The organism is Rodentibacter rarus (genome assembly GCF_001998965.1).
Taxonomy (GTDB): Bacteria; Pseudomonadota; Gammaproteobacteria; order Enterobacterales; family Pasteurellaceae; genus Rodentibacter; species Rodentibacter rarus.
On the sequence record NZ_MLHJ01000033.1, the window covers coordinates 1 to 24,712 of the forward strand.

Annotated in this window: 23 protein-coding genes; 15 read left to right on the forward strand and 8 right to left on the reverse strand. The window is 41.3% G+C overall.

Going from position 1 to position 24,712, the window contains the following annotated elements; genetic code table 11:
* Nucleotides 1-141 precede the first annotated feature (141 nt).
* The 9 genes from BKK50_RS04245 (at nt 142) to BKK50_RS04285 (ending at nt 8,794) form a co-directional block, all read left to right on the forward strand.
* Nucleotides 142-2,043 (forward strand): FTR1 family protein, encoded by a 1,902-nt coding sequence (locus BKK50_RS04245; RefSeq protein WP_077415630.1) that lies wholly within the window; start codon nt 142-144, stop codon nt 2,041-2,043.
* 18 nt (nt 2,044-2,061) lie between these two features.
* On the forward strand, nt 2,062-2,580 hold the full coding sequence (locus BKK50_RS04250; RefSeq protein ID WP_077415632.1) for an iron transporter: 519 nt from the start codon (nt 2,062-2,064) through the stop codon (nt 2,578-2,580).
* A 111-nt stretch (nt 2,581-2,691) separates the two neighbouring features.
* Complete coding sequence (locus tag BKK50_RS04255) at nt 2,692-4,098, forward strand: Fe-S-containing protein (RefSeq protein WP_077415634.1); 1,407 nt, start codon at nt 2,692-2,694, stop codon at nt 4,096-4,098.
* A 2-nt stretch (nt 4,099-4,100) separates the two neighbouring features.
* On the forward strand, nt 4,101-5,432 hold the full coding sequence (locus BKK50_RS04260; protein WP_077415636.1) for an ABC transporter permease: 1,332 nt from the start codon (nt 4,101-4,103) through the stop codon (nt 5,430-5,432).
* On the forward strand, nt 5,419-6,552 hold the full coding sequence (locus BKK50_RS04265) for an ABC transporter permease (protein WP_077415638.1): 1,134 nt from the start codon (nt 5,419-5,421) through the stop codon (nt 6,550-6,552). Before BKK50_RS04260 ends, BKK50_RS04265 begins: the two co-directional genes overlap by 14 nt.
* A 46-nt stretch (nt 6,553-6,598) precedes the next feature.
* Nucleotides 6,599-7,270: an ABC transporter ATP-binding protein gene (locus BKK50_RS04270; protein ID WP_077415640.1), complete on the forward strand. Its 672-nt coding sequence runs from the start codon at nt 6,599-6,601 to the stop codon at nt 7,268-7,270.
* Nucleotides 7,260-7,742 (forward strand): TlpA family protein disulfide reductase, encoded by a 483-nt coding sequence (locus tag BKK50_RS04275; RefSeq protein WP_077415642.1) that lies wholly within the window; start codon nt 7,260-7,262, stop codon nt 7,740-7,742. Before BKK50_RS04270 ends, BKK50_RS04275 begins: the two co-directional genes overlap by 11 nt.
* 17 nt (nt 7,743-7,759) lie before the next feature.
* Nucleotides 7,760-8,077 carry a c-type cytochrome gene (locus BKK50_RS04280; RefSeq protein WP_077415644.1) on the forward strand — a complete coding sequence of 106 codons (318 nt, stop codon included), beginning with the start codon at nt 7,760-7,762 and terminating at the stop codon, nt 8,075-8,077.
* Nucleotides 8,078-8,182: 105 nt separating this feature from the next.
* Complete coding sequence (locus BKK50_RS04285) at nt 8,183-8,794, forward strand: lipoprotein HlpB (protein WP_077415646.1); 612 nt, start codon at nt 8,183-8,185, stop codon at nt 8,792-8,794.
* Nucleotides 8,795-8,836: 42 nt separating this feature from the next.
* Here BKK50_RS04285 and BKK50_RS04290 read toward each other — a convergent pair whose 3' ends face one another.
* From BKK50_RS04290 to BKK50_RS04310, 5 genes are read right to left on the reverse strand one after another with little or no spacing between them, the layout of a single operon-like run.
* On the reverse strand, nt 8,837-9,940 hold the full coding sequence (locus tag BKK50_RS04290; RefSeq protein ID WP_077415648.1) for a lytic murein transglycosylase: 1,104 nt from the start codon (nt 9,938-9,940) through the stop codon (nt 8,837-8,839).
* A gap of 18 nt (nt 9,941-9,958) precedes the next feature.
* The gene (locus BKK50_RS04295; protein ID WP_077415650.1) at nt 9,959-10,762 is read right to left on the reverse strand and encodes a glycosyltransferase family 2 protein; all 804 of its coding nucleotides are present in this window, start codon (nt 10,760-10,762) and stop codon (nt 9,959-9,961) included.
* Nucleotides 10,763-10,773: 11 nt separating this feature from the next.
* Entirely contained in the window at nt 10,774-11,658 is an 885-nt protein-coding gene (locus tag BKK50_RS04300; RefSeq protein WP_077415652.1) for a glycosyltransferase family 2 protein, read from the reverse strand.
* On the reverse strand, nt 11,651-12,850 hold the full coding sequence (locus tag BKK50_RS04305; protein WP_077415654.1) for a hypothetical protein: 1,200 nt from the start codon (nt 12,848-12,850) through the stop codon (nt 11,651-11,653). Before BKK50_RS04305 ends, BKK50_RS04300 begins: the two co-directional genes overlap by 8 nt.
* A complete protein-coding gene (locus BKK50_RS04310; protein ID WP_077415656.1) occupies nt 12,851-13,621 on the reverse strand; it encodes a glycosyltransferase family 25 protein in 771 nt (256 codons plus the stop codon). It abuts the gene before it with no gap.
* A 128-nt stretch (nt 13,622-13,749) separates the two neighbouring features.
* Here BKK50_RS04310 and BKK50_RS04315 point away from each other — a divergent pair, with 128 nt between their 5' ends.
* From BKK50_RS04315 to BKK50_RS04325, 3 genes are read left to right on the forward strand one after another with little or no spacing between them, the layout of a single operon-like run.
* A complete protein-coding gene (locus tag BKK50_RS04315; protein ID WP_077415658.1) occupies nt 13,750-15,273 on the forward strand; it encodes an oligosaccharide flippase family protein in 1,524 nt (507 codons plus the stop codon).
* Nucleotides 15,270-16,229 (forward strand): polysaccharide pyruvyl transferase family protein, encoded by a 960-nt coding sequence (locus BKK50_RS04320; RefSeq protein WP_077415660.1) that lies wholly within the window; start codon nt 15,270-15,272, stop codon nt 16,227-16,229. Before BKK50_RS04315 ends, BKK50_RS04320 begins: the two co-directional genes overlap by 4 nt.
* Nucleotides 16,226-16,969, forward strand: a complete 744-nt coding sequence (locus BKK50_RS04325) for a YdcF family protein (protein ID WP_077415662.1) — start codon at nt 16,226-16,228, stop codon at nt 16,967-16,969. Before BKK50_RS04320 ends, BKK50_RS04325 begins: the two co-directional genes overlap by 4 nt.
* 88 nt (nt 16,970-17,057) lie before the next feature.
* On the opposite strand, the gene malG is transcribed toward BKK50_RS04325, so the two are convergent.
* The 3 genes from malG to malE form a co-directional block, all read right to left on the reverse strand.
* Nucleotides 17,058-17,948, reverse strand: a complete 891-nt coding sequence (malG, locus tag BKK50_RS04330; protein WP_077415664.1) for a maltose ABC transporter permease MalG — start codon at nt 17,946-17,948, stop codon at nt 17,058-17,060.
* A gap of 10 nt (nt 17,949-17,958) precedes the next feature.
* A complete protein-coding gene (malF, locus tag BKK50_RS04335) occupies nt 17,959-19,509 on the reverse strand; it encodes a maltose ABC transporter permease MalF (RefSeq protein ID WP_077415666.1) in 1,551 nt (516 codons plus the stop codon).
* Between the two features lie 161 nt (nt 19,510-19,670).
* Nucleotides 19,671-20,858, reverse strand: coding sequence for a maltose/maltodextrin ABC transporter substrate-binding protein MalE (gene malE, locus BKK50_RS04340; RefSeq protein ID WP_077415668.1), 1,188 nt, complete (start codon nt 20,856-20,858; stop codon nt 19,671-19,673).
* A 380-nt stretch (nt 20,859-21,238) separates the two neighbouring features.
* On the opposite strand from malE, the gene malK reads away from it, so the two are divergent.
* From malK to malM, 3 genes are all read left to right on the forward strand, one after another.
* The gene (gene malK, locus BKK50_RS04345; RefSeq protein WP_077415670.1) at nt 21,239-22,381 is read left to right on the forward strand and encodes a maltose/maltodextrin ABC transporter ATP-binding protein MalK; all 1,143 of its coding nucleotides are present in this window, start codon (nt 21,239-21,241) and stop codon (nt 22,379-22,381) included.
* 83 nt (nt 22,382-22,464) lie between these two features.
* On the forward strand, nt 22,465-23,736 hold the full coding sequence (locus BKK50_RS04350; protein WP_077415672.1) for a maltoporin: 1,272 nt from the start codon (nt 22,465-22,467) through the stop codon (nt 23,734-23,736).
* A gap of 60 nt (nt 23,737-23,796) precedes the next feature.
* Nucleotides 23,797-24,681 carry a maltose operon protein MalM gene (gene malM, locus BKK50_RS04355; RefSeq protein ID WP_077415674.1) on the forward strand — a complete coding sequence of 295 codons (885 nt, stop codon included), beginning with the start codon at nt 23,797-23,799 and terminating at the stop codon, nt 24,679-24,681.
* The last annotated feature ends 31 nt before the right edge of the window (nt 24,682-24,712 follow it).

Sequence of the window (24,712 nt, forward strand, 5' to 3'; positions counted from 1 at the left end):
ATCTAGTACAGCCCCATACTGTTTTTATCCTTCTCCCCCAAAACTTGACCTATATCACAAAATGATAAAATCACAGTTGAGATTTTTTCTTATTAGAGGATAATGCGCAGAAATAAGAATGAATTGCATTTGGAGATTTCAATGTGGCGTATTGTGCGTTGTGGCGCAGCATTATTTACTTTTTTCTTTTCTCAACTCGTTTTAGCGCAAGATAACTATCAACAATGGGTCGCTGATATTACCACTCGATTAGACAAAACAACCACACTTCTTCAACAAAATAATCCTGATGATGCCCGCACTGAGGTGCAAATGGCGTATTTTGAAGTCTTTGAGAATTTAGAAGGCCCTATCCGCATTAATTTCTCGGCAAAAAAAAGCTATCAAATGGAGGCCACTTTTGGTGAAATCCGTAAGATGATTGGGGAAGGCAAACCCATTGATGAAATTCAAACCAAAATTAATGGGCTAAAACAAGCCTTACAAGAAGTCTTACCTGCTCTAGCAGAAGGTCATCAACTTAATGCCGATGGGCAACATAATGTCTATCAAAATGATCAAATTTTGCCTTACTGGCAACAAAGCTTTAAAACCATTGATGATCTCGTGGCACAAGCCATTGAGGCTTATGAGCAAGGTAATTTTGCCAAAGCCAAGCAATCATTCCAACAAGCGCAATATGACGGCTATAAAAACTCAGAAATGGAAATGGCGGTGCGTACTCACCGTTCTTCCGAACAATCCGCTGCCATTAATCAACAATTCTACCATTTAATTCGTTTAAGCGAACAAACGGATCAAATGACGGAAATTGCTTACCAAAGTACCAACCTTCTACAAGATATTGAAGCATTATTACCGGCACTTCCCACCACTCGAGAAGAGCAAAATCAACAGGATGGCTCTGCACAATCCATAGCAAATGAGCAGCAAGATTGGCAACAAATTGCTGATCTAGTTAATCAAGGTATTCAACAAGCCATTTCACTGTATGAAAAAGGCGAACAGAAAAAAGCCATTCTTGCGGTACAAGACACCTATTTTGATGTGTTTGAAAACAGTGGTATGGAAAATAAAATCGGCTCTCGTGATAGTAACTTCAAAGCTGAAATTGAAGGCTATTTCACCCGAATGGTTAGCCTGATGAAAGCCAACCAAGGAGATAAATTACAACCTCAGGCAGAAGGATTAGCACAAAATTTATCTAAAGCAGTGGGAATGTTACAAGGCGGAGAACAAAGCGATTGGTCGTTATTCTTATACAGCTTGTTAATTATTCTACGGGAAGGTTTAGAAGCTCTACTCATTGTGGCGGCGATTGTGGCGTATCTCGTCAAAAATGGTCATCAAGATAAACTGCCGACTATTCGTCAATCCGTTTATGTTGCTTTGGTGGCAAGTGTTATCACCGCCTTTATTTTCCAATTGATTTTTGAAAATTCCGGTCAACATCGGGAATTACTGGAAGGCTTCACCATGATGATTGCCGTCGTCATGCTTTTTATGATGAGCTACTGGTTGCTTTCCAAAGTGGAAGCGCAAAATTGGAAACGCTATTTAGAAGGCAAGCTCTCCACGGCGTTAACAGCAGGCTCTTTAGCCAGCCTATGGCTCACCAGCTTTTTAGCGGTTTATCGTGAGGGGGCGGAAACCGTTTTATTCTATTATGCCTTAGCAAGCGATGCCAAAAGTGCGGTCGGTTTAGTTTATCTTTTTGCGGGTTTTGTGGTGGGGGTTATCCTACTGGCTATTTGTTACTTCATTATGCGATATAGCGTGGTAAGACTTCCGCTTAAACCGTTTTTTATGTTCACCGGCACCTTTATGTATGTGATGGCCTTTGTTTTTGCAGGGAAATCCGTCTTGGAATTGATCGAAGGAAAATTATTTGAGCCAACCCTAATTAACGGCATACCGGAAATTGCTTGGTTGGGCGTTTACCCTTATGTTGAAACACTCGTTCCACAAGGCATTTTAATCATCGCTGCACTTTTTGCCTTTGCGGTTATGAAATACCAAAGCAAAAAAGCAGCTTTACGTTAAATCTTAGGAGATCTTAATATGAAAAAAGCACTCATTGCGACAACCCTCGCAGCAGGTTTATTCGCCGCAAGCGCACAAGCCTTTACCGAATACCCAATCGGCGAAGCCGTAACAATGAATGATATGGAAATTGCTGCCGTTTATCTCAAACCTATTGATATGGAACCCCGTGGTATGGGCTTACCGGCAGCCAAATCGGACATTCACTTAGAAGCGGATATTCACGCCGTAAAAGGCAATAAAAATGGCTTTGGCGATGGCGAATGGATGCCTTATCTCACCATTAATTACACCTTAGTGAATACCGATACCGGCGAAAAACAAGAAGGCACCTTTATGCCAATGGTAGCAGGTGACGGCCCACATTACGGGGCAAACGTCAAAATGATGGGTGTAGGTAACTATAAATTAACCTATCATATCGATCCGCCATCAAAAGCAGGTTTACACCGTCATACTGATGGCGAAACCGGCGTAGGCCGTTGGTGGAAACCTTTTGATGTGAGCTATGAATTCAAATTCACGGGTATTAAATAACTGTTTTACAATGTGCGTGAATAGCGGATATTCACGCACAAATTGATACATCTATGTCACAAAACAATCTATTGTGCCAACCGATTTTGTCACCATGATATTTTTTAACTTATGACTTACTTTTTCGTTTTTCTGCTTCAATCACTCTTGCCTCTTTCCATTTTACTCGGTGCCTCTTGGGCAATAAAACCGACAGCACCGGCGGCAAAAACGATCATTTGGCTAAGTCTTTTGGGGTTAATAAGTGGTGTGACACTGCGTTTTGGCTTGCCTAATAGTCAAATCGTCAATCTGAGCCTGACGCTTTTTTTTCTCACTGCATTCTTATGCTTTGCCCTCAGTCAGCGGGTAAACTTTCCTAAATTGCGCTTAGCTTGGCAATTTATCTTTATGTTGATTGCAGGTGTAACTTGGGCGAAAGATCCCAATATCACCGCCCTCACCAATACAGATATTATTAATACGGACTTTATTTTAAATCTCAGTGCCGTCATTTTCGGGGTCATTTTATGTTTTGCCGTTGCAATGTGGATTTACTTTTTAGTGAAGCAACAACAAAAAACAATGGGAAAATCCACCGCACTTTTTGCGCTGACATTTCTACTTTGGTTTGCCTTAGTGATACCGCTTGTAGGCGAACTTTTCCTTATTTTGATGAAATTACAAATCATCGATCTCACCAAGCTTCGGTTAAGCTTTGTGGCAAAATCAGGAGCGATCACCGGTTGGCTTAATCCCCTCTGTCTTGCGATGATGTTCGTCAATTTAGGCATTTTTATCTTTCAAACACACCTTAAACGTAAGTTGCACGCCCAAATTGAGCAAGATCCCATTGAAAAACGAAAAAAATTGGCCTTGGTGCAAACCTCAAAACGCCTTATTCATTGGGGGATCGTGGCAATGTTTCTTATCGCAACCGCGCAGATTTATTGGCAGCAAGTTGCCTCCCGTCCTCCGCAACTGTCTAAAGCCACACCGGTAACTTTGGATCAAACCCAGCAAGTACATATTCCGATTGAGCAAGTCAAAGACGGTAAACTCCACCGCTTTGTTTGGATTGCCGATGATGGCAAAGCCGTACGTTTTTTTATTATTAATCGTCAGCCGGCTAAACTCAGTCTTGCCGCCGTTTTTGATGCCTGCTTATTATGTGGCGATCAAGGTTATGTGATGCAGGGCAATCAAGTGGTCTGTGTCGGCTGTGGGGTGCATATGTTTATTCCGTCCATTGGCAAACCGGGGGGATGCAATCCCGTGCCGATTGAAAATTGGCAACAAATCGACAATGCCCTCATTATTCCCCGCACCTCATTAGAAGACGGACTTAATTTATTCAGTACCATTGTAGAAATTGAAGTGCAGGATCCGATTAGCGGTAAAACGTTAAAGAACACCCAAACGGAGTATAAATACAGCGTTGAGAACCGTACTTATTTTTTTGAAAATGAAGAAAATCTCGAACAGTTCCGCAATCAGCCTGAAAAATATTTAAACCGTGGAAATGAACAAGAGGAATAATAATGTTAGCAAGAATGTTATTTCAATCTTGGCGTTTTGACCTCAAACGGAAATTACTTGCCATTGTCACCCTTTTTTTAGCCGCAGGGTTGGTTTCTGCCTTGCTTGCCGTTTCCATTGATATCGGCGATAAAATGGCAAAAGAACTGAAATCTTATGGTGCAAACATTTTGATTGAGCCGGCAAGCAACGCCGCATTACCCGATGAACTCAATGCCAATATTTCCCTTTCCGGTCAAGATTTTATTGATGAAAAAGAACTCCCAAATATCAAAGATATTTTCTGGCGGAATAATATTGTCGGCTTTGCCCCTCAATTAACGGCGAAAGTCAATGCTTCCAAAACAGCGGAAAAAAACACCGCACTTTCCCTCTCTGTCAGCATTTTAGGGACATTTTTCGATCATCAAATAGCGATTCCCGATGAAGAGGATTATCACACCGGGCAACGTATCATCAGCCCCTATTGGCAAGTGCAAGGTAATTGGGTGAATGATGAAAATGACGATTTCGGTGAGACCATTCCCGTCCTTGTAGGCCGGCAACTTGCCAAGGTGAACCACTGGGAAATAGGTGATATCCTTTATTTAAACTATCAAGAAAAGGATTTTTCCGCTCAAAGTGCGGTCAAAATTCAAGGTATTTTAACCACCGGTGGCATGGAAGATAATCAAATTGTGATGCCGTTAAGTGCAGCCCAAGCCTTATTAGGCGTAGAAGGCAAAGTGCAATCAGTGAAAGTGTCTGCACTGACCGTGCCGGAAAATGCCCTTTCCCGTAAGGCTCGAGCCAATACCGATGCCCTTGATGCAGAAGAATATGATCGCTGGTATTGCACAGCCTATGTGTCTTCCATCTCTCATCAACTGGAAGAAGCCGTTTCCGGTGCCATTGTACGCCCAATTTGGCAAGTCGCCGCCTCGGAAGGGGTGGTGATCAGCAAAATCCAATTATTACTTTCGGTGGTCACTTTGGCAGCGGTCATTGCAGCGGCCATGGGTATTGCTTCACTGATGAGTTCAAGCATCATTGAACGCAGCAAAGAAATCGGTTTAATGAAAGCCTTGGGGGCTTACCCGTGGCAAATCATGCTATTGTTTTATTGCGAAGCCTTATTAAGTGCATTGATTGGCGGTATATTAGGCTGTTTAGCCGGTTGGGGCTTAGCCAAATTTATTGGCACAACCCTTTTCGGTGCACCGCTGAGTTTTGCTTGGATCGTCATTCCTTGCGTGCTTATGCTTTCAATCCTCATTGCCCTCATAGGCACTTGGTTCCCGGCTCATCGCATTGCCAAACTTTATCCTGTTGAGGTGCTTTATGGCAGACAATAAAAGTATGTTTTGGCGATTAATTTTCCGTGCACTGCGCCTGCGTTTACAACGGGTGATGATTATTTTCTCCGCATTAACTGTGGGCGCAAGCATTGTTACCGCGATGGCGGCGGTATATTTCGACATTAACACCAAAATGAGCCAAGAACTCCGTACCTTTGGTGCTAATTTCTATATCGGCTCTACAAAAGGCGAAATGATTTCGGTAAGCCAAATTGATGATATTTTACAACAAGCCCCACAAGGCTTAATCACCGCTGCCAGCCCCTATCTTTATGGTGTCACACGCAGCGAATTGGAAAAAATTGTCATTATGGGCGTTCGTTTTGCCGATATGCGGGTTTTAGCGCCCTATTGGCAAATTAGCGGCTCGGCAATTAATGTGGATTTTGATGATCGCAATGCCATGATCGGCAAGACCCTTGCAGAACGGCTTAATTTAAAAATCGGCGATAAACTCCAACTTTCTAAAAATGCCGTAGAAAAACATCAATTTACCATTAAAGCTATCGTAGAAGCCGGTGATGCCACAGACAATATGCTCATCGTCAATCTTGATTTTGCACAAAATTGGTTAGAAAAAGAAGGGCTTGCCAACAATGCCTTACTCAATGTCAAAAATGAACTGGGGCAAGTGGATCAGTTTGCGGAAAAAATCATGCAGCAATATCCCGAGCTTACCGCCCGTCCTATTCGTAAAGTTTCCGCTTCTGAGGGGCAAATTTTAGACAAAATAAAAGGATTAATGGGGCTGATTTCTTTGGTGATTTTAGTGTTAGCTACCCTTTGTGTGAATACTACCTTGGTTGCGATTGTGGGTGAACGTGCCAAAGAATTCGCTCTGCAAAAAGCCTTGGGGGCAAAGCAATCGGATATTATCAAACAAATCTGCACAGAAATTCTGATCATCGCCACTTGTGCCATTTTTATGGGATTCATGCTCGGTTATTTGCTGGCGCAGATATTAGGTTTAACGGTTTTTAAATCTTACATTGATATGCGTTTACCGGTTTTCCCGATTACGGTCATGCTCGCCTTACTGGTTGCCTTTATCGCCGTCATTATTCCAACACGCCGTGCATTAAGTATTCAAACAGCCAATGTATTAAAAGGCGAATAAGCCTTGTAAATAGCGAATATCAGCCTAAAAAGAAAAAGAGAACAATATGACTCAATTTGTTATCGAAACAGAACATTTATACAAACGCTTTGGTCAGGTTACTGCCCTTGAAGATATCACAATTCAAATTAAGCAAGGGGAATTTGTTGCCATTATGGGTGCCTCCGGCTCGGGAAAAACCACCTTGATGAACATTCTCACCGGGTTAGATACTGCCAGCGAGGGAAAAGTGATCTTAGATGGAATTGATGCGGCACAATTAGATGAAGTGGGCCGTCAACGTTTTCGGGCAGAAAAAATAGGCCTTGTCTTCCAACAATTCCATTTAATCCCCTATTTAACCGCCCTTGAAAATGTGATGCTCGCTCAGCATTACCACAGTGTGATTGATGAAGCCGCAGCCAAAGCCGTATTAGAACAAGTGGGATTAGGCCATCGTATCGATCACCGCCCAAGCCAACTTTCCGGGGGGGAACAACAGCGTGTTTGCATTGCTCGTGCCCTTGTCAATCAGCCCCCTGTCATTTTCGCCGATGAACCCACGGGGAATTTAGACGAAAAAAATGAGACATTGATCTTAGATTTATTGCAACAATTAAACCGCCAAGGGAGAACCATTGTGATGGTTACCCATAATCCGGAACTGGGCGAACTCACAGATCGCACGATTTATCTTCAACACGGTAAGTTTTTACGGGAAGAACGAAATGAACATTAAATTTTTACTCAAATCACTCTGCTTAAGTGCGGTCATTTTCAGCACCGTTTCCTGCAAAGAAGAAAAGGCGATAGTAGGTCATATAGCACCGGAACTCGCCGCCTACGATTTGCAAGGTAAACCGGTGAATTTGAAAGATTGGCAAGGCACCCGATTACTCACCTTTTGGTCGGAAACCTGTGGTCATTGTATGGCGGAGCTAAAAACCTTTGAGCAACTCAATGACGCTCATCCCAACCAGGTTCAGCTTATTGCCATCAATGTGGATGGTGAAAAGATGGACACCAATGCGGTGGTCGCCAAACACCAACTCACCCAACCGGTGATTAAAGATCAAATGAACATCACCGCTGAGCGATATCAACTGGTGGGAACCCCCACCTCTTTCATTATCGATGATAAAGGCTATATTCAAGCAAAATTTGAAGGTAAAATTCCGCAGCAAGAATTAGAGAAATTATTTAACCAATAAATCATTAAGGATCCTCAATGAAAGCATTTTATTTATTTTTCGGTAGCCTGTTTGGGCTTTCTTTTTTGGCTCAAGCCGAAACCGTGCCGAATTCGGAGTTCATCAAAGCAGAAAAGATTTACAAACGTTCCTGCGCCACTTGCCATGGGAAAAAAGGGGAAAAACCGGCAATGGGTGAATCAAAAATCATTAATCAGTTAAAAACGGAAGAAATTTCAACCACACTTTTGGAACGTCAAAAGGGAAAACTTATCGGGGCGGGCAACCCGGTCAAGCAACGTTTAACGCAAGAGGAAATCAAGGCTTTGTCCCAATTCATCCCCACATTACAATAAACTGCTTGAAATTTTTTTAAACTAATCTGAAAATAGATAGTCTTAATCAACCGTGGATTTAATCGTCCAAGAAGTACTTTTTAATTTCAACTTAAAGGATTATTCATGAACAAATTGACAAAAATTACTGCAACTGCATTATTTACTTTATTCTTAACTGCTTGCGATAAAGTGGCAGACAAAACGGCAGATGCGGCTAAACCTGAAACAACCCAACAAGCCGAAATGGCAAAAGCAGCTGAAACGGTAGTGGCGATGAATGCAGAGGCACAAGAAAAAGCAGATTACGAAAAATTACTCGCATGGAATCAAGCTCAAGGTGCGGTGCAAGCGCAAAGCCAACAAAAGCTACAACAAGACTTAGTGGCAGCTATCGAAGCGAATGATGAAAACAAAGCTAAAGCAGCGGTGGAAGAATTTAATAAATCTGTTCAAGGCAGTATTGCGAGCCTAGATGCCCTTGATGTGAAATCTGATTTAATCGGCAATGCGAAGAACAAAACAAAAGAAGTATTAACCCTTGCAAGTGAATTATTAGTTGCTCAAGCAAACGTGAAAACGGAAGAAGCTCAAAAAGCTTACGCTGAGAAAGCAATGCAATTACAAGTTGAAATACAATCTTTAGCGGAACTGGATGCACAAATTAAAGCTAAATTTAACCCAGCTCCGGTTCAACCTGCAACAGAGCAACCTACACAAGCTCCGGCTGCAAAATAATTCATTCATCAGACAAAAAAAGCGGTCAATTTGACCGCTTTTTTATAATCCTATCCTTTCCTTTATTCGATCTGCAAACATTCCGATACTCACCGCAAAATAATTGGATTTATTCCAATCTAAAAGGGTGCGGAAATTATTGGAGACTAAAAATGCTCTGCCCACTTGTTTATCCGGTCGGACAAGCCAAAGGTCCACATTGGAAAGTGCGGTCAATTTTTCTTGCTCTTGCGCACTGAACCCCAACGGCATCACCCCTTGTGCTTGCCACTCACGCAAAGAACGGGCTTTATGTTTCTCAATACCGGAAAGGGCCAAATCAAGCGGTTGGTTCAAGGTGACTTCAATTCCCCACGGCAATTTATCGTCCCAACCAACGGTATGCAAATAGTTGGCAATAGAGGCAAAGGCATCAAATTGGTTTGTCCAAATATCTTTCACCCCATCGCCATTTCCATCAGCGGCATAATTTAAGAAAGCACTTGGCATAAATTGGGTTTGTCCCATAGCACCGGCCCAAGAGCCCAACATTTTAGTGCGTTGAATATGATCACGATCCAGCATTTTCATCGCATTAACAAATTCTTTGCTAAACAAGGCTTCACGTCTGCCATCAAAGGCGAGAGTGGCGAGGGCAGATAACACATCATAACGTCCTTGATAATGCCCGAAACTGCTTTCCATACCCCATAACGCAAGAATATATTCTTGTTGCACACCATAACGTTGACTTGCCCGTTGCAAAGGCACTTGCACTTCCCAATAACGATCTTCTGCCACATTCACTTTATTATTGGTGAGCACTTTGTTGAGGTAATTGGTTGTACCATTTGGGTTTAATACCGGCGGTTGGTTTGGATCACGTTTGACAATTCTGCCAGCCTGAGCCCGGTCTAACGCCACCGCTTTTTCTACATAACGGATATTATTTTGTGCATTCAAAGTGGCAATCGAAACCCCTTCTGCTGCCGCTTTACCTTTTAAAAATTGCACATAGTCATGGAAATTATCCAATGTGCGGGGTTTGGTATAGGCTGTATTAGCGCTAATTGTCGGAATCCTATTCGATGCGCTTTGGCTACTGCCTGCACAACCTGCCAATAAACAAGATAAAAGTGCGGTTGATAATAACGAGATTTTTTTCATTTGTTTTCCTTTTTAATATTATTTTCTTAAGAATTGATTATAGACCGCTTTGAGCAATGAAGTCGGCAACAAACGGGAAGCCGAACGCAATATAAAAATCAACATTCCCGCTCCAAAACCTTGTATGCCCAAACGGTATTTGAGTTTGAACAAACGCCATTCCGCTTTAGCCTGATTCAAACCACGACGACGTCCGACCATTCCGTTTCCGACCCGGGCATAAACCAAAATATCCGGTAAATTTGCCACTGCTTGACCTTGTGCCACCAGTTTAATCCATAAATAATAATCTTCCTGCAGATCTTCATACCCTCCGCAATTTATCACCGCCGCTTTCTGATACGCCACCGTCATATGATTAAAAGGACAACGTTTTTGGGTAAATTTCACAATATCTGCCCCTTCGGTCGGAACATAGCGATAAGCAACAATATCATTCACATTCTCACCAAACTCGGCAATTTGTCCGCCAAAGATAATGGTGTCAGGGTGCTGTTCAATAAATGCCAGCTGTTTGGCAAAACGTTCCGACACGCAAATATCATCCGTATCCATACGGAAAACCCAAGGGTGAGTACAATGTTTCAGCCCCTCATTTAAGGCATTTCCCAAGCCTTGATTTTGCGGTAATTTCACGAATTTTAACGGTAATTGGGTTGTAAACTCTGCCACCACCGCTTCTAATTCTTCGGTAACCGCACCATCAAATACCAACACAATTTCGTCTGCCGGATGGGTTTGCGCCACGAGGCTTTCAAAACATTCGCGTAAAAATTGTGGATTTTCCTTAATATATAAAGACATTAAAACTGAAAATTTCATGATGCCTCTTTCTATGACATAAAGCGTTTCAAATTCAGTGCCAGTTTCGGTGAAATCAGCACCACCAGCGCTATCACAAGTTGTTTAATACTTTTGGTTTGTTTAAAAATATCAAAATAATAATACGCCGCTTTGCGTGATAAATTCATGATATGCGGATAGGACAAAATATAGCTGGCATTGATATTAAAATTGCGAGCCTGCTGTGCGGTTTCCACATAGTGTTCACGAATATAATCAATGGCTTTTTCCGTATTATGGGTATCCGTTGAAACACTGGAACGTTGAGTATGGAAGGTGCAATAAGTCAAAGCTTCCTCTAATTTATAGGGTTTAAAACTCGGATCTTTAACTAATTTTAATAAAAAATCATAGTCTTCTAAGGAACGAAGTGCGGTCGATAATCCGCCTATTTTTAGAAAAAGCTCTTTCTTAATCGCCACCATCGGCATACCGCCAATTTTATTAGCCAGTAAAATGCGTTCCACACTAATTTCTTGCGGTGAAATTGGGTGGGTCACATAGCTGAAACCTTCATTTACCATTTCGCATTTTGCCGGGTGATAAATAAAATTAATCTCAGGATATTGGTTAATCACCTCTGCCAATCGCTCGCATTTATTCTCAGCAAAGCGATCATCATCATCTAAAAATAGCAACCATGGTGCTGTTGCCGCACGAGCACCAATATTTCGGCTTTCCGCCGCCCCTTGATTGGTTTCATTACGGATCACCTTAATTTTAAAAGGATAGGTATCATCCACCACCACCGGTTCTTTTGAGTGGTCATCCACAATCACCACTTCAAAATCTTTATAGGTTTGCTGTGCTAAACTTGCCAACAAAGCGGGAATTTCCGATTTTCGATTGTAAGACGGCACAATAATACTAAACATATTTTCCCTCATTCTGTGCGAAGAAAATGCGTTGTTTGCCGTGTGTGCCAAATAATGACAAAAACATCAGCATCACAAACATAATCCCCGGAAACGCAAAGGTATCGGCTTTGATATGACAAGCGGTAAGGATCACAAAGGCGGAAAGAACAAATTTCCAGCTGCCATCAAACCAATTTAATGCCACTTTGCGGACAAAATAAAAGGTGACAAAAAAACAAACCAGCATATATCCTATCCCACCATATAGAATTTGGCGTAAGAAGCCGGAGTCTGTATTGCCATAATAACGCCCGGTTTCTAACTGCCCTGTCATATACAGACCATCCCCGCTGATAAACTGTTTTAAGGTTGGGATAAATAAATGATTTTTAACGAGGGTATCCGTAGAGGAACTCACAAAACCGGCACCATGTAATAAATTAATCACCGGTTCTAAGGCATGACCCACATAAGGATTTTTCGGTATAAAATAAGCCAATCCCAACACTAAGAGCAAAAATGCCACCAATGAAGGCACATATCGCCATTTAAAATAGACCGCAATACTCACCACAGAAAGCAATAAAAAGGTTCTGCCGGAAATCAACCCGATACAAAGTATTAAAAAGACCAAAACACTCGGTATATTGTTATGTTTTGCGTTATAGGCCAATAAAAAGTGGAACAACATTAAGTAAAATAAACTCAGTTGGAAAAAGGCGGTCGCGGTGATGTTATACAAGCGATATTCTTGTTCCGAACCATAAAACCGTGCGGGTAAGATCGCATTGGTTGAAAGTAAAAATTCCACCAAAAAAGAAACACCAAGCAAAGCCAACAGGCCGAATACAAACTGCACGCCCACCCCAATTTGCAAATCCCACACAAGCCGTTGTTGCCCGTTGGGTAGCCGATAAAAAGCGTTATAAACCCCAATACCGAAAAGAAATAATATTAGTGATTTCACATACATGATAATCACAGAAAAATCCTTTGTGCCATTTATCAACAAAGGGACTGCACTTAATAAAATAAGCCCTAACAACACGGCTAAACTGTCTATTGGCACCACAATCCCTTGTTTGTTTTGCTTTTTCACTGTGCGATAAATTAACAGGGCAAAGGCAACAATCCCCACTACAACAGACATACGCACAACATGGAAAAACCAGGGATCGTAAAGATAGAAAAGATTAAAAAGTGCGGTCATTTATTTTCCTAAATTTTTCTGAATCGCTATCATTTTTTTCAACGGATATTTCACCAATTTTTTCGCAAGATTATTGGCCTCAGCGCCTCGAATTGCCTCAAGATTACTCACTAATTGCGGATTTTCGATCACCATTAACGGGCGAACCACTTGGTTTGGCAAGCCAAATTGGGTTTCAAACCACCAAAAATCATCAGCAAGCCAAAAAGGTTTTCCTTGTTCAAGTTGTTTTAGAAAAACACGGGCTGCAGATTTTTTAATTAAATACCCCACCGTACCGGCAAAATAGCTTTTATAAGGATAGGCATAAGCCACGCCTCCCGCTTGATGACATAAAAATGAAAGGGTTGTCGGATAATTAATTTCCAACTCAACATCATTAAATTGAGCAATTTTGGATTGCCCAATAAGCACAATCGGCATGGTATGAGGTTGGCTTAAAAGTGCGGTCAAATTCTGCTGAAAATTAGGCGCAAACAAGGCATCATCTTCGCATACCAAGGCATAATCATCCTCAGCTACTGCCATATCTTCCACAATCAAACGATACACCGCAAGATGACTAAGCGTACAACCGATTTCACCTTTGGTGACTTTACGCCCGTAACGCTGCTCAAATTGTACCAAATCAAACTGTTGAGCCAATTCGTCCCATTCCCGTTGCATGGTGTTAATAGCAGAGAAGACAGAAAAATCTGCGGTATCGGGTTGTGCGAAGAAAAGCACACGACGCTGTTCATCTTTATCTAAGGAAATCAAATATTTATTCATTATTTTCTCGATTTAAAATTCTATCGTCTATTTGATCGTTCAAATGGGAAATAGTTGCATAAAAGATTGCTGATTATACTAAAGAAATCTATAATTCCCCACCAATTTTAAGGCGTTCATCAATCACAATGTCAAACAAAACCATTGCTAAAAATACCTTATTTCTCTATATCCGTATGCTCTTTAATATGGGGGCAATGCTTTATATTTCACGCGTGGTATTACGGGTATTAGGCGTTGAGGATTTCGGGATTTATAACATTGTCATGGGCGTAGTGATTTTATTTTCCTTTTTTAACGGGACAATGACGGCAACCACACAACGTTTTATTAATGTAGAAAAAGCCGCCAATGATGTAAGCCGTATCAATATGATTTTTAACATCAGCCTGTTAAATCATCTTTTTATTATGTTAATCGTGACGGTGTTGGCGGAAACGGTGGGACTTTGGTTTTTAAACCATAAACTGAATATTCCAACAGAAAGAATGAGCGCTGCCAATATCGTCTATCAAATTGCCCTTCTCATTGCCTTAATTGAAATCATTAAAGTGCCCTTTAATGCCATGATTGTCGCCCATGAGCGTATGGCATTTTATGCGTGGCTTGGCTTGAGTGAAACCCTATTCAAACTCACGGCTATTTTTATTTTAATGCAGATAGAGCAATACGATAAACTCATCAGTTATAGCCTGTTATTATTGGGTGTGAGCCTACTGGTCTTTTTGCTTTATTTTAATTTTACCCGCCGTAGTTTTTACCCGGAAACCCGTTTTCATTTCCATAAAGATTTAAGTAAAACAAAGGAAATGGCGAGCTTTTCCGGTTGGATGTTACTCGGACAAACCGCTTATGTTGCCTCCACACAAGGCCTAAATATGGTTATCAACCTGTTTTTTGGGGTGACAGTGAATGCCGCAGTAGGAATCGCCACCCAAGTGGATACCGCCATTTATAGCTTTGTGAATAACTTTCAAGTGGCATTTAACCCACAACTTGTGCAATCTTATGCGGCAAAAGAGGAAGAACGTAACAAAAAACTCATTCTCGGCACATCAAAATATTCCTTTTATCTGATTGCTATTTTGTCCGCCCCGGTGCTTTATTTTACCCACCCATTACTCACCTTTTGGTTAGGCGATCAACTGCCTCAATATGTCGAGCCCTTGGTACAAACCACCCTGCTCTGCTCATTGATCAGTGCCATGGCGGGATCTTTTTGGATGACGGCACTGGCTATCGGCACAAACAAAATTAAACAATATAATATTGTGATTGCGATGATTGATCTTTGCACCGTACCGCTTGCTTACTTTTTATTTACTTTAGGCTATAGTCCGGTTTATGCCTTTATTGGCCGATTTTCCACCGCACTTTTCATGCAAATTTATCGTTTCTATTTTATTAACAAAAAAATTCAATTTAACCGCAAAGAATTCGTCACTTATTTGTGCCATATCAGCCTTATCTTCAGCCTGCTATTAGGGCTGGTTTATTTTTCAAACCCTAAGCAGACCTATACATTCTTTGAATTTATCGGTGAAGCCGTATTATTAGAAATGGTGCTGGTGAGCGTGATTTTGTTATTTGGGCTAAATCGAGCGGAAAAAAGCTTCCTCTTTGGCTATATTTTGAAAAAGGTAAAAAAATGAATACAACATTAATTTCTCTAAAGCAACAACTCGCCCCTCTTGCGGATTTAATTAAAGATAAAAACGATGTGTTTTATTTTGATTACCCGCTACATTTGAATGTAGGGGATTTATTGATCTATCACGGAACAGAACAGTTTTTTAAGGATCACCATATTAATGTGACCTTAAGACGTTGTGAGTTTGATTTGGATATCAATGAGGTTAAACAACAAATCACCCCTCATACCACCATTTTGCTGCACGGTGGGGGCAACTTTGGCGATCTCTACCCACAACACCAAAAAATTCGTGAGGCAATGGTTCAACATTTTCCCCATAATCGCATTATTGTGTTACCACAAACCCTGTATTTCAAAGATCAAAAAAATCTCGAAAAATCAGCCGCACTTTTCAGTCAACATACTGATTGCCACTTACTTGCCCGAGATGAGCGCACGGCGGAAGCCTTCAAACCATTTTCCCCAAATGTCGCCTTATCACCGGATATGGCCCACCAGCTCTCCGGCACCTTGCCGACAAAACAAGGCAACACGGGGAAAACGCTTTATTTTTTACGCAAAGATATTGAAGCCAGCGAAGTGGAAAAAAATATCCTCGCCACCCTACCGGCAAATGCCAATGTGAAAGATTGGGAGGATATTCTCATCCGTTTAGATAGCATCGTTTTGGCACTCAGTTGGCGTATGAGCAAATTTGCCAACCAACGAAATTGGGGTTGGTTGAAAAATCTGTTCCATCAATTTTGGTTTGCTTATACCAAAGGTATTGTCAAACGGGTAGCTAGCGTGTTTTTACAACATGATCAGGTCATCACCACCCGTTTACACGGTCATATTTTCTCCTGCTTACTGGAAATTCCAAACCGAGTGTGTGATAACGCTTATGGTAAAAATTCCGGCTATGCCAATTTATGGACGAAAAACATCGACTTTGTGGAAATTGATAAAAAATGATGGAACTCAAAAAGCTCATCACTGCCATGATACTCCCGCCATTTAATATTTTAATTTTATGGCTATTGGCATTGGTTTTCGCCCGCTTTAATTTCAAAAAATTAAGCCGAATTTCCACCGCACTTGGCATAACTTTACTTTATCTGCTCAGTATTCCTTTTACCGCTCAAGCCTTAAAAGATAGCTTAGTCACAGAAGATCATTTAACACTCAACGACTACAAAAATGCCCAAGCTATTGTGCTATTAGGTGGCGGATTACGGGATAGTAAAGAACTTTATGCGCCTCTCGCTTCCACCGCCATTCAACTTGAACGGCTACGTTATGCCGCCTATTTACAAAAAGAAACGGGCTTACCGCTTCTCATCACAGGGAGAAGCCCGACCGGTGCTATCGAGGCAAAAGTGGCAGCGGAAGAATTACAGCAATTCTTTCATATCCCCACAACATGGATTGAGCCTCACGCCTTAACCACTAAAGAAAATGCACGATTTACCAAACAAATCTTGGAAAAAGAGAGAATCAACAAAATTATTCTTGTCACCAATGAATGGCATATGCAGCGAGCCAAATTACTTTTCCAACAGCAAGGATTTGATGTATTGACTGCCAGTGTGGGCGAAGGCATCACACCTAAAGAATATGGGTTAACGCTCATGCATTTCATCCCACAAGGCGGCGCAATGGCGAAAAATATGCAGTTATTGAAAGAATGGATTGGTTATTGGAAAGAGAAATAACCTTTAATTGATAACCCCTATCTCATCTAAGGCGACAAAGCCTGATCCACCATGTGAATCAGGCTTTTCTCTGTATTAGGCTACCTTATTATCCTTTTACCCCACCGGCCGTTAAACCACCAACTAACCAGCGTTGAGCAATCAAGAATACGGCAGTGATTGGGATAGCGGACAATACTGCGGCGGCAGCAAAATCCCCCCAAAGATAATTTTGCGCATAAAGATATTGTTGCATCCCCACTGCAAGGGTGTAGCTATTCACATCACGTAAGAGCAATGAAGCAACAGGCACTTCCGTAATGGCTGCGATAAACGAAAGGATAAAAACAACCGCTAAAATTGGAACGGATAATGGTAACAAAATTAAGCGGAATGCCTGCCAAGGTGTTGCACCGTCTAGTGCTGCCGCTTCCTCTAAAGAACCATCAATGGTTTCAAAATAGCCTTTAATCGTCCAAACGTGCAAGGCGATCCCACCTAAATAGGCAAAGATGACACCGGCGTGGGTATTTAATCCGAGAAACGGAACATATTGCCCTAAGCGATCGAATAATGCATAAAGTGCCACAAGTGATAAGACAGCAGGGAACATTTGGAAAATTAACATTCCTTGTAATAAGGTTTTCTTGCCCTTGAATTTCATTCTTGCAAAGGCATAAGCACAGGTTGTGGAAAGGGTGACAATCCCCACCGCTGTAATGGTGGCAACCTTCACCGAATTCCACAACCAGAGTAGCACCGGGAACGGTGGCGGCGTCACAGAACCGTCCGAATGAACAACATCAAACCCCAAGGCAAGTTTCCAGTGTTCCCAAGAAATTTCGCTCGGAATAATATCGCCAAGCGCTAAATTTCCCGGACGTAATGAAATGCCAATCACCATTAATAAGGGGAACATAATAAGTGAAATGAATAGGATTAATACAGCGTGTGTTGCCCAGAGGCGATAACGCATAGATTTGGGTTGTACAATAGCCATAGTCATTCTCCTAATCTAATTTCATTTTGGTTGCTTTAATATTTAATAATGCCAATCCACCTACCAGCAAGAAGATAAGGGTCGCAATCGCTGCGGCGAGTCCGAAATCTTGTGTTCCGCTTCCTTCAAAAGCAATACGGTAGGTATAGCTCACTAATAAATCCGTATAACCGGCAGGCGTTGTTGTTCCAATCATATCCGGACGACCATTAGTCAATAATTGAATCAATACAAAGTTGTTAAAATTAAAGGCAAAACTGGCGATCATTAAGGGGGTTAATGGTTTTAACAGCAAAGGAAAAGTAATTTTAGTGAAATTTTGCCAAGTGGATGCGCCATCCATTGCGGAGGCTTCATAAAGATCTTGCGGAATAGCTTTGAGTAGCCCCATACACAAAATCATCATATAAGGGTAGCCTAACCAAGTGTTCACGATGAGAATCATTATTTTGGCGAGTAACGGATCGTTAAACCATTCCGGTGAGATACCAAAAAGATTATTTAAAATCATATTGATCTCACCAAAGCTTTGGTTAAACAATCCTTTAAAAACCAAAATGGAAATAAATGCGGGTACGGCATAAGGCAAAATCAGCAATAGGCGATAAATTCCTTTACCCCGCAAGGCTTCCCACTGCACGATACAGGCAAGAACCATACCAATAATCACGGTAAACACCACAGTCAACACCGAGAAAATAATTGTCCAAATAAAAATTTGTACAAATGGTTTCTGAATGCCTTCATCGGTAAAAATTTTCACAAAATTATGAAAGCCTGTTGCCACTGTATAACCCGGCTCAAGGGTTTCGTCTTCCCATTCCCCTGCGGCATTAATGACTTGGAAAAAGCCCTTATCGTCGTTAGCACGATAACGTTTCATTGTTTCATTGTTGGTTAAAATCCGTGTATTTTCATCGTAGCTGTAACGCATTTTTTGTTCTGAAAATTGACGTAACGAACTCATTGTCAATTCATTTCCATCAGGCAATATGACGCTCATTGCTTGTAATGCTGAACGATTTTGTGTCACCACTTTTAATGGCGCACTGTCCCCTTCCGGAGGTGCTTTTTCGATTACGTTTACCGGGGTATCGGTCAATAAAATATTATCTGAAACAAAAAATTGATCCGTGATTTTATTGTGCAAAACCAATTGAAAACGTTCATCAGTTTGCGGATACAATTTAAAATCATATTTGCTACCGGAAAAATAATACTGTTGGGTCAGTACATTAAGGGCTCGCTCAAAAGAAAGCTGATTTGTGCCACTATAATTGGTAAATGCAATCGCAATGGTAGCAACAAGCGGGAATAAAATGAAAATCACCATTCCCATCATTCCGGGAAAAACATAGCGCCAAGCATAGACTTTTTGACTGCTAAAAATATAGACACCGGATGTGAGGATCACTAGGGTTAGAAGTGCAAATAAATATTCTCCACGAGAATACATAAGCATAACCAGATAAAAATCAATCAGGAGAACAGCACCGATTAATAGCATTTTTAACCAGTTCATAGAAAATTTCGATGGAGCGGGATCAATGTTTTTTAGCATAATACACCTCGAAATGCTGAGAAATTAATTATCACATTTAAGTGATATAAAAAATGCGTGCCTATCCAATAAAATCAAACTTAAAACAGCGATAATTTTGACCGCACTTTTGGGAATATCCAAGACGGACTAGGCGGGTGATATACCCGCCTGAAGTAAGATTATTGTTTTTGAATTCTAGCTCGTGCATCATCCAATGCCGCTTTCACATCTTGACGACCTGAGACCGCATTAATAATCGCACTACGCTCTGCATACCAAAACGCTGTCATTTGCGGAATATTTGGCATAATTTCACCATTTTGTGCATTTGTCATTGTCGCAGCGATGCGAGAGTCTTTTGCCAATTGCGCTTGGTAAGATTTTAATGCGACCGCCCCCAATGGTTTATCCGCATTAACCGTTGCCAACCCTTCATCAGTCAGCAGATAATTTTCTAAAAATTCTTTCGCAAAGTCCTTATTCGGACTTGCCGCATTCACACCGGCACTCAATACCCCAACAAACGGCTTAGAGGCTTGACCATTTAATGTTGGGAGTACTGCTACACCATAGTTAATTTTACTTTTCTCAATATTTCCCCACGCCCAAGGACCGTTAATGGTTAAGGCTGTTTCACCTTTATTAAAACTCGCTTCCGCAACCGCATAGTCCATATCGGCATTGATCACTTTGTTTTTCACCATATCCACAACAAACTGTAACCCTTTTTGTGAACCCTCGTTATTTACGCCAATATCATTAGCATCATAACGACCGTTAGCATATTTAAATGCATAACCTCCATTTGAGGCAACCACAGGCCAAGTAAAATAAGGCTCTGCCAAGTTCCACATAATCGCGTTTTTACCTTCTTTTTTCAGTTTTTTATCTAACGCTAAAATGTCTTCCCAAGATTTCGGTGCTTCAGGTGTGAGATCTTTATTGTAGATAAGTGATAAGGCTTCAATCGCAACAGGATAACCAATCACTTTGCCGTTATAAGTTTCTGCATCCCAGGCGAAATCAACAAATTTATCTTTAAATTCTTGGCTTGGTTGTAATTCGGCGAGTAAACCGGATTGCGCATAGCCTCCAAAACGGTCGTGCGCCCAGAAAATAATATCCGGACCATCACCGGTCGAAGCAACCTGTGGGAATTTTTCTTCTAATTTGTCCGGATGTTCCACAAGAACGGACACCCCGGTATCGGCTTCAAATTTTTTACCGACTTCTGCAAGTCCGTTATAACCTTTGTCTCCGTTGATCCAAATAACCAATTTTCCTTCTGTCATCTTAGCCATCACGGAAGAAGATAAGACCAAGCCTGCAACAGCAGTTAAGGTGAATTTCAACAATGTTTTGCTCATAGTACACTCCTTGAGAGTTTATCAATAAATTTAGGGCGTTAAACATAGAAAGATAATCTTGTTTAATGAGGTCAAATTATCAATAAATATTCTCCTTTGTTATCATCCCTTTATCTACGCCCCCACGGAATTATCCTGCAATATTTCTAATATTTTTTTGTTTTGTGAAAAGGATCACATTTTTTAAATAATAAAATATGATCTAGCTCAAAGAATTAATAAAAAAATCCATTTTATTCTCCGCGAGTCCTGTAAATAGCAAAATGCCATACTTTTTTCTTCTAATCCTCAAAAAAATGATAAAAGGATGATTTTTTCTCGCTCGAGATAGGCAATGATGTATGCCCAAAGAAAACAATTGATGTTGATGAGGTTTTGTTATGGCCAATGTATCACTACGTAATGTCAATAAATCCTATGGGGATATCCACATTTCAAGAAATGTTAATTTAGAAATTAACGAAGGTGAATTTGTCGTATTTGTCGGACCTTCAGGTTGTGGAAAGTCAACATTATTGCGAATGATTGCCGGACTTGAAGATATTACAAGCGGTGATTTGTTCATTGGCGAGAAGCGAATGAACGACGTGGAGCCGGCAAAACGTGGTATTGGGATGGTTTTCCAATCTTATGCGTTATATCCTCATTTAAATGTCGCCGATAATATGTCATTCGGTTTGAAATTAGCGGGGGTGAGCAAGGAAGAGCGGGATCAGCGTGTTAATCAAGTCGCTGAAATATTACAGCTTGCCCATTTACTTGATCGAAAACCTAAAGCACTGTCAGGTGGTCAACGCCAACGGGTTGCAATTGGTCGAACCTTAGTTTCACAACCCGAAGTTTTTCTATTAGACGAACCGCTTTCAAATCTTGATGCCGGCTTGCGTGTACAAATGCGGGTTGAGATCTCCAAATTACATAAAAAATTGGGCCGTACGATGATTTATGTCACCCACGATCAGGTGGAAGCGATGACCTTAGCGGACAAAATTGTTGTGTTACAAGCCCTTGGAAATAATCCTGATATCGCCACCAATGTCGCTCAAGTCGGCAAACCATTAGAACTTTATCATTATCCGGCAAATCGCTTTGTTGCCGGTTTCATTGGCTCACCAAAAATGAATTTCTTACCGGTACGGGTCACCGCTGTAGAGCCTGAACGTGTCCGTGTGGAATTGCCTGACTCTAATCATCATACTTTTTGGGTTCCGGTGGAAGGCAAGGGGGTAAAAGTCGGTGAAATGTTATCTTTGGGTGTTCGCCCTGAACACGTGATCCCTGTCTCTCAAGCGGAAATTCGCTTACGTGGAATTGTTCAAGTCGTGGAATTATTGGGTCACGAAACCCAAATCCATCTTGAAATACCGGAAATTCATCAACCGATATTTGTTTATCGTCAAAACGATGTGGTATTGGTCGAGGAAGGCGATGAAATTGAGATTGGCATTATGCCGGAACGTTGTCATTTATTTAAAGAAGACGGCACAGCTTGCCGCCGTCTGTTTAAAGAAATCGGTGTATAAACATTTACCCGGCAAGAACGGATGGGATTCTTGTCGGCTTTCATTTTGATCCTAAATTAACCAATAACAAAGAGAGAGTTATTATGAACAACAAAAAAACACTACTCGCAACTGCAATTGCAGGCGTATTAATGGCAACATCCGCAAGTGCGGTTGATTTTCATGGTTATGCCCGTTCCGGTATCGGTTGGACATCCGGTGGTGGTGAGCAATCAGCCTTTGCAGTCAATGGCGGCAGTTCTAAGTACCGTCTAGGTAATGAAGCCGAAACCTATGCGGAATTTAAACTAGGGCAAGAGCTCTATCAAGAGGGCAATAAATCCTTCTATTTAGATTCCAATGTGGCTTATAGTGTTAATCAACAAGGCGATTGGGAAGATACCAGCCCGGCTTTGCGTGAAATCAACGTACAATTTAAAAACTTCGCAGAGAGTTTACCGGGTGCAACATTATGGGCAGGTAAACGTTTCTATCAACGTCATGATGTTCATATGAACGACTTCTACTACTGGGATATTTCCGGTCCCGGTGCAGGGGTTGAAAACGTTGATTTAGGCTTTGGTAAATTATCTCTAGCAGTCACCCGTAATACTGAGCGAGATGGGGCTTACGGATGGACATATAACCCTTTAACCAAAAAATGGGATTCTAGTCAGGATAAAAACAAAGATGTTTATAACGATGTCTTTGATATTCGTTTAGCTGATTTGAAAGTCAGTGAAAATGGTCGTTTAGAAATCGGTTTTGACTATGGCAATTCTCATACCAAAAACCACGCATCCCGTGAACAAGGGGCAAGCAAAAACGGTTATATGGTCACTTTAGAACATACCCAAGGCGAATTTTTTGGTGGTTTCAATAAATTCACTGCACAATACGCAACAGATTCAATGACTTCTTGGAGTACCGGACATTCTCAAGGCGGTTCAGTCAATAATAAAGGTCATATGCTTCGCTTAATCAACCAAGGTGTGGTGTCCGCAACAGATAAGATCGAAGTGATGTATGCGTTAATTTATGAAAAAACCGACTTGGATAACAAACAAGGTAAAACGTGGTATTCTGCCGGTGTGCGTCCAATGTATAAATGGACGGATACAATGAGTTCATTGGTGGAAGTGGGTTATGATCGTATTAAAGATCAAGCCACCGGTAAGAAAAATGACCTGACCAAAGTAACCCTTGCACAACAATGGCAAGCCGGTTCAAGCATTTGGGCTCGTCCTGCTATCCGTGTGTTCGGTACTTACGCCCACTGGAATGATAAATTCAATACGGATGCGCGTACTTCCGCGGGTTACAAAGCGAAAGACAGTGAATTTATTGCCGGAGTTCAATTTGAAGCTTGGTGGTAATCACCGATTAGTTATGGGGGAGAGTTGCTCTCCCCTTCTTTTTATGTTTATGAGGTTAATATGAAAAAAACACTTTTTTCTACCGCACTTCTATTGGCTAATATGTTAGTTGTTTTGCCAAGCGCTGCAACACCGAATCATATTAACTCCACGGTGTTATCACAATTAAATTGGAAAGATGTTCCCTACTCCGAAACACTCACCACCACATTAAACGCCCAACAAAAACAGAATTTCATTGTGCCATTCGCCGGTATGGAAAGCCCGGTTGCGGCATATCGTATTCCAGCCAATCAAGGCACACTGGAAATCCGCATTGCCAGCCCGGTTGCCAAAGATCACGTATTTATACCGAGCGCTATTGTTTTGGATAGTCAATTTAATATTGCAGCACGTTATTCTTCTTCAGATTTTAAATTTGAAGGTGAGCGGGGATTACAGCCTAATCGTTTTGTTGCAGAATTGAATTTAACCCCAGCGCCAAACCAAGATTATATTTATCTGTTGGTTTATACCACAGCACAAGATGTACAAAAAACCACAATGGTTCCCCACCCGGCTAAAAGTTTTGCTAAAGCCACAGGAAAACAACCACCGGCAATTGCAGATATTGAAGTCAAGCACAGTCCTTATGGGGAGATTAATATCAATGTAATAGCGGCTGACGGGACACGTTTTATCGGTCTTCCAACGGATATCTTTACCGGCAAGAAAACCGCTTCAAATCAGCCGGTTGGCACACAGCCTGTACAAAAAACGGAAAGCAACCCAAAAGCCGTTGTCACCGCAGTGGATAAGGAAACAGAAGCCTATTTCAAACAAGCGGTAACGAATGCCTTAAAACAAAATGACGTAAACCGTGCATTAAATTTAGTAAATGAAGCAGAAAAACTCGGTTTAACTTCACCACGAAAAATTTTCTTACAACAAGTTTCTTCTAAATAATACGATTTTGCTGCTTAAATTTTGCCACCTT

Excerpts from the sequence above, each read along its gene's own strand:
- BKK50_RS04245 (WP_077415630.1), top strand. The coding sequence starts at position 142 with ATGTGGCGTATTGTGCGTTGTGGCGCAGCATTATTTACTTTTTTCTTT.
- BKK50_RS04250 (WP_077415632.1), top strand. The coding sequence starts at position 2,062 with ATGAAAAAAGCACTCATTGCGACAACCCTCGCAGCAGGTTTATTCGCC.
- BKK50_RS04255 (WP_077415634.1), top strand. The coding sequence starts at position 2,692 with ATGACTTACTTTTTCGTTTTTCTGCTTCAATCACTCTTGCCTCTTTCC.
- BKK50_RS04260 (WP_077415636.1), top strand. The coding sequence starts at position 4,101 with ATGTTAGCAAGAATGTTATTTCAATCTTGGCGTTTTGACCTCAAACGG.
- BKK50_RS04265 (WP_077415638.1), top strand. The coding sequence starts at position 5,419 with ATGGCAGACAATAAAAGTATGTTTTGGCGATTAATTTTCCGTGCACTG.
- BKK50_RS04270 (WP_077415640.1), top strand. The coding sequence starts at position 6,599 with ATGACTCAATTTGTTATCGAAACAGAACATTTATACAAACGCTTTGGT.
- BKK50_RS04275 (WP_077415642.1), top strand. The coding sequence starts at position 7,260 with ATGAACATTAAATTTTTACTCAAATCACTCTGCTTAAGTGCGGTCATT.
- BKK50_RS04280 (WP_077415644.1), top strand. The coding sequence starts at position 7,760 with ATGAAAGCATTTTATTTATTTTTCGGTAGCCTGTTTGGGCTTTCTTTT.
- BKK50_RS04285 (WP_077415646.1), top strand. The coding sequence starts at position 8,183 with ATGAACAAATTGACAAAAATTACTGCAACTGCATTATTTACTTTATTC.
- BKK50_RS04290 (WP_077415648.1), bottom strand. The coding sequence starts at position 9,940 with ATGAAAAAAATCTCGTTATTATCAACCGCACTTTTATCTTGTTTATTG.
- BKK50_RS04295 (WP_077415650.1), bottom strand. The coding sequence starts at position 10,762 with ATGAAATTTTCAGTTTTAATGTCTTTATATATTAAGGAAAATCCACAA.
- BKK50_RS04300 (WP_077415652.1), bottom strand. The coding sequence starts at position 11,658 with ATGTTTAGTATTATTGTGCCGTCTTACAATCGAAAATCGGAAATTCCC.
- BKK50_RS04305 (WP_077415654.1), bottom strand. The coding sequence starts at position 12,850 with ATGACCGCACTTTTTAATCTTTTCTATCTTTACGATCCCTGGTTTTTC.
- BKK50_RS04310 (WP_077415656.1), bottom strand. The coding sequence starts at position 13,621 with ATGAATAAATATTTGATTTCCTTAGATAAAGATGAACAGCGTCGTGTG.
- BKK50_RS04315 (WP_077415658.1), top strand. The coding sequence starts at position 13,750 with ATGTCAAACAAAACCATTGCTAAAAATACCTTATTTCTCTATATCCGT.
- BKK50_RS04320 (WP_077415660.1), top strand. The coding sequence starts at position 15,270 with ATGAATACAACATTAATTTCTCTAAAGCAACAACTCGCCCCTCTTGCG.
- BKK50_RS04325 (WP_077415662.1), top strand. The coding sequence starts at position 16,226 with ATGATGGAACTCAAAAAGCTCATCACTGCCATGATACTCCCGCCATTT.
- malG (WP_077415664.1), bottom strand. The coding sequence starts at position 17,948 with ATGGCTATTGTACAACCCAAATCTATGCGTTATCGCCTCTGGGCAACA.
- malF (WP_077415666.1), bottom strand. The coding sequence starts at position 19,509 with ATGCTAAAAAACATTGATCCCGCTCCATCGAAATTTTCTATGAACTGG.
- malE (WP_077415668.1), bottom strand. The coding sequence starts at position 20,858 with ATGAGCAAAACATTGTTGAAATTCACCTTAACTGCTGTTGCAGGCTTG.
- malK (WP_077415670.1), top strand. The coding sequence starts at position 21,239 with ATGGCCAATGTATCACTACGTAATGTCAATAAATCCTATGGGGATATC.
- BKK50_RS04350 (WP_077415672.1), top strand. The coding sequence starts at position 22,465 with ATGAACAACAAAAAAACACTACTCGCAACTGCAATTGCAGGCGTATTA.
- malM (WP_077415674.1), top strand. The coding sequence starts at position 23,797 with ATGAAAAAAACACTTTTTTCTACCGCACTTCTATTGGCTAATATGTTA.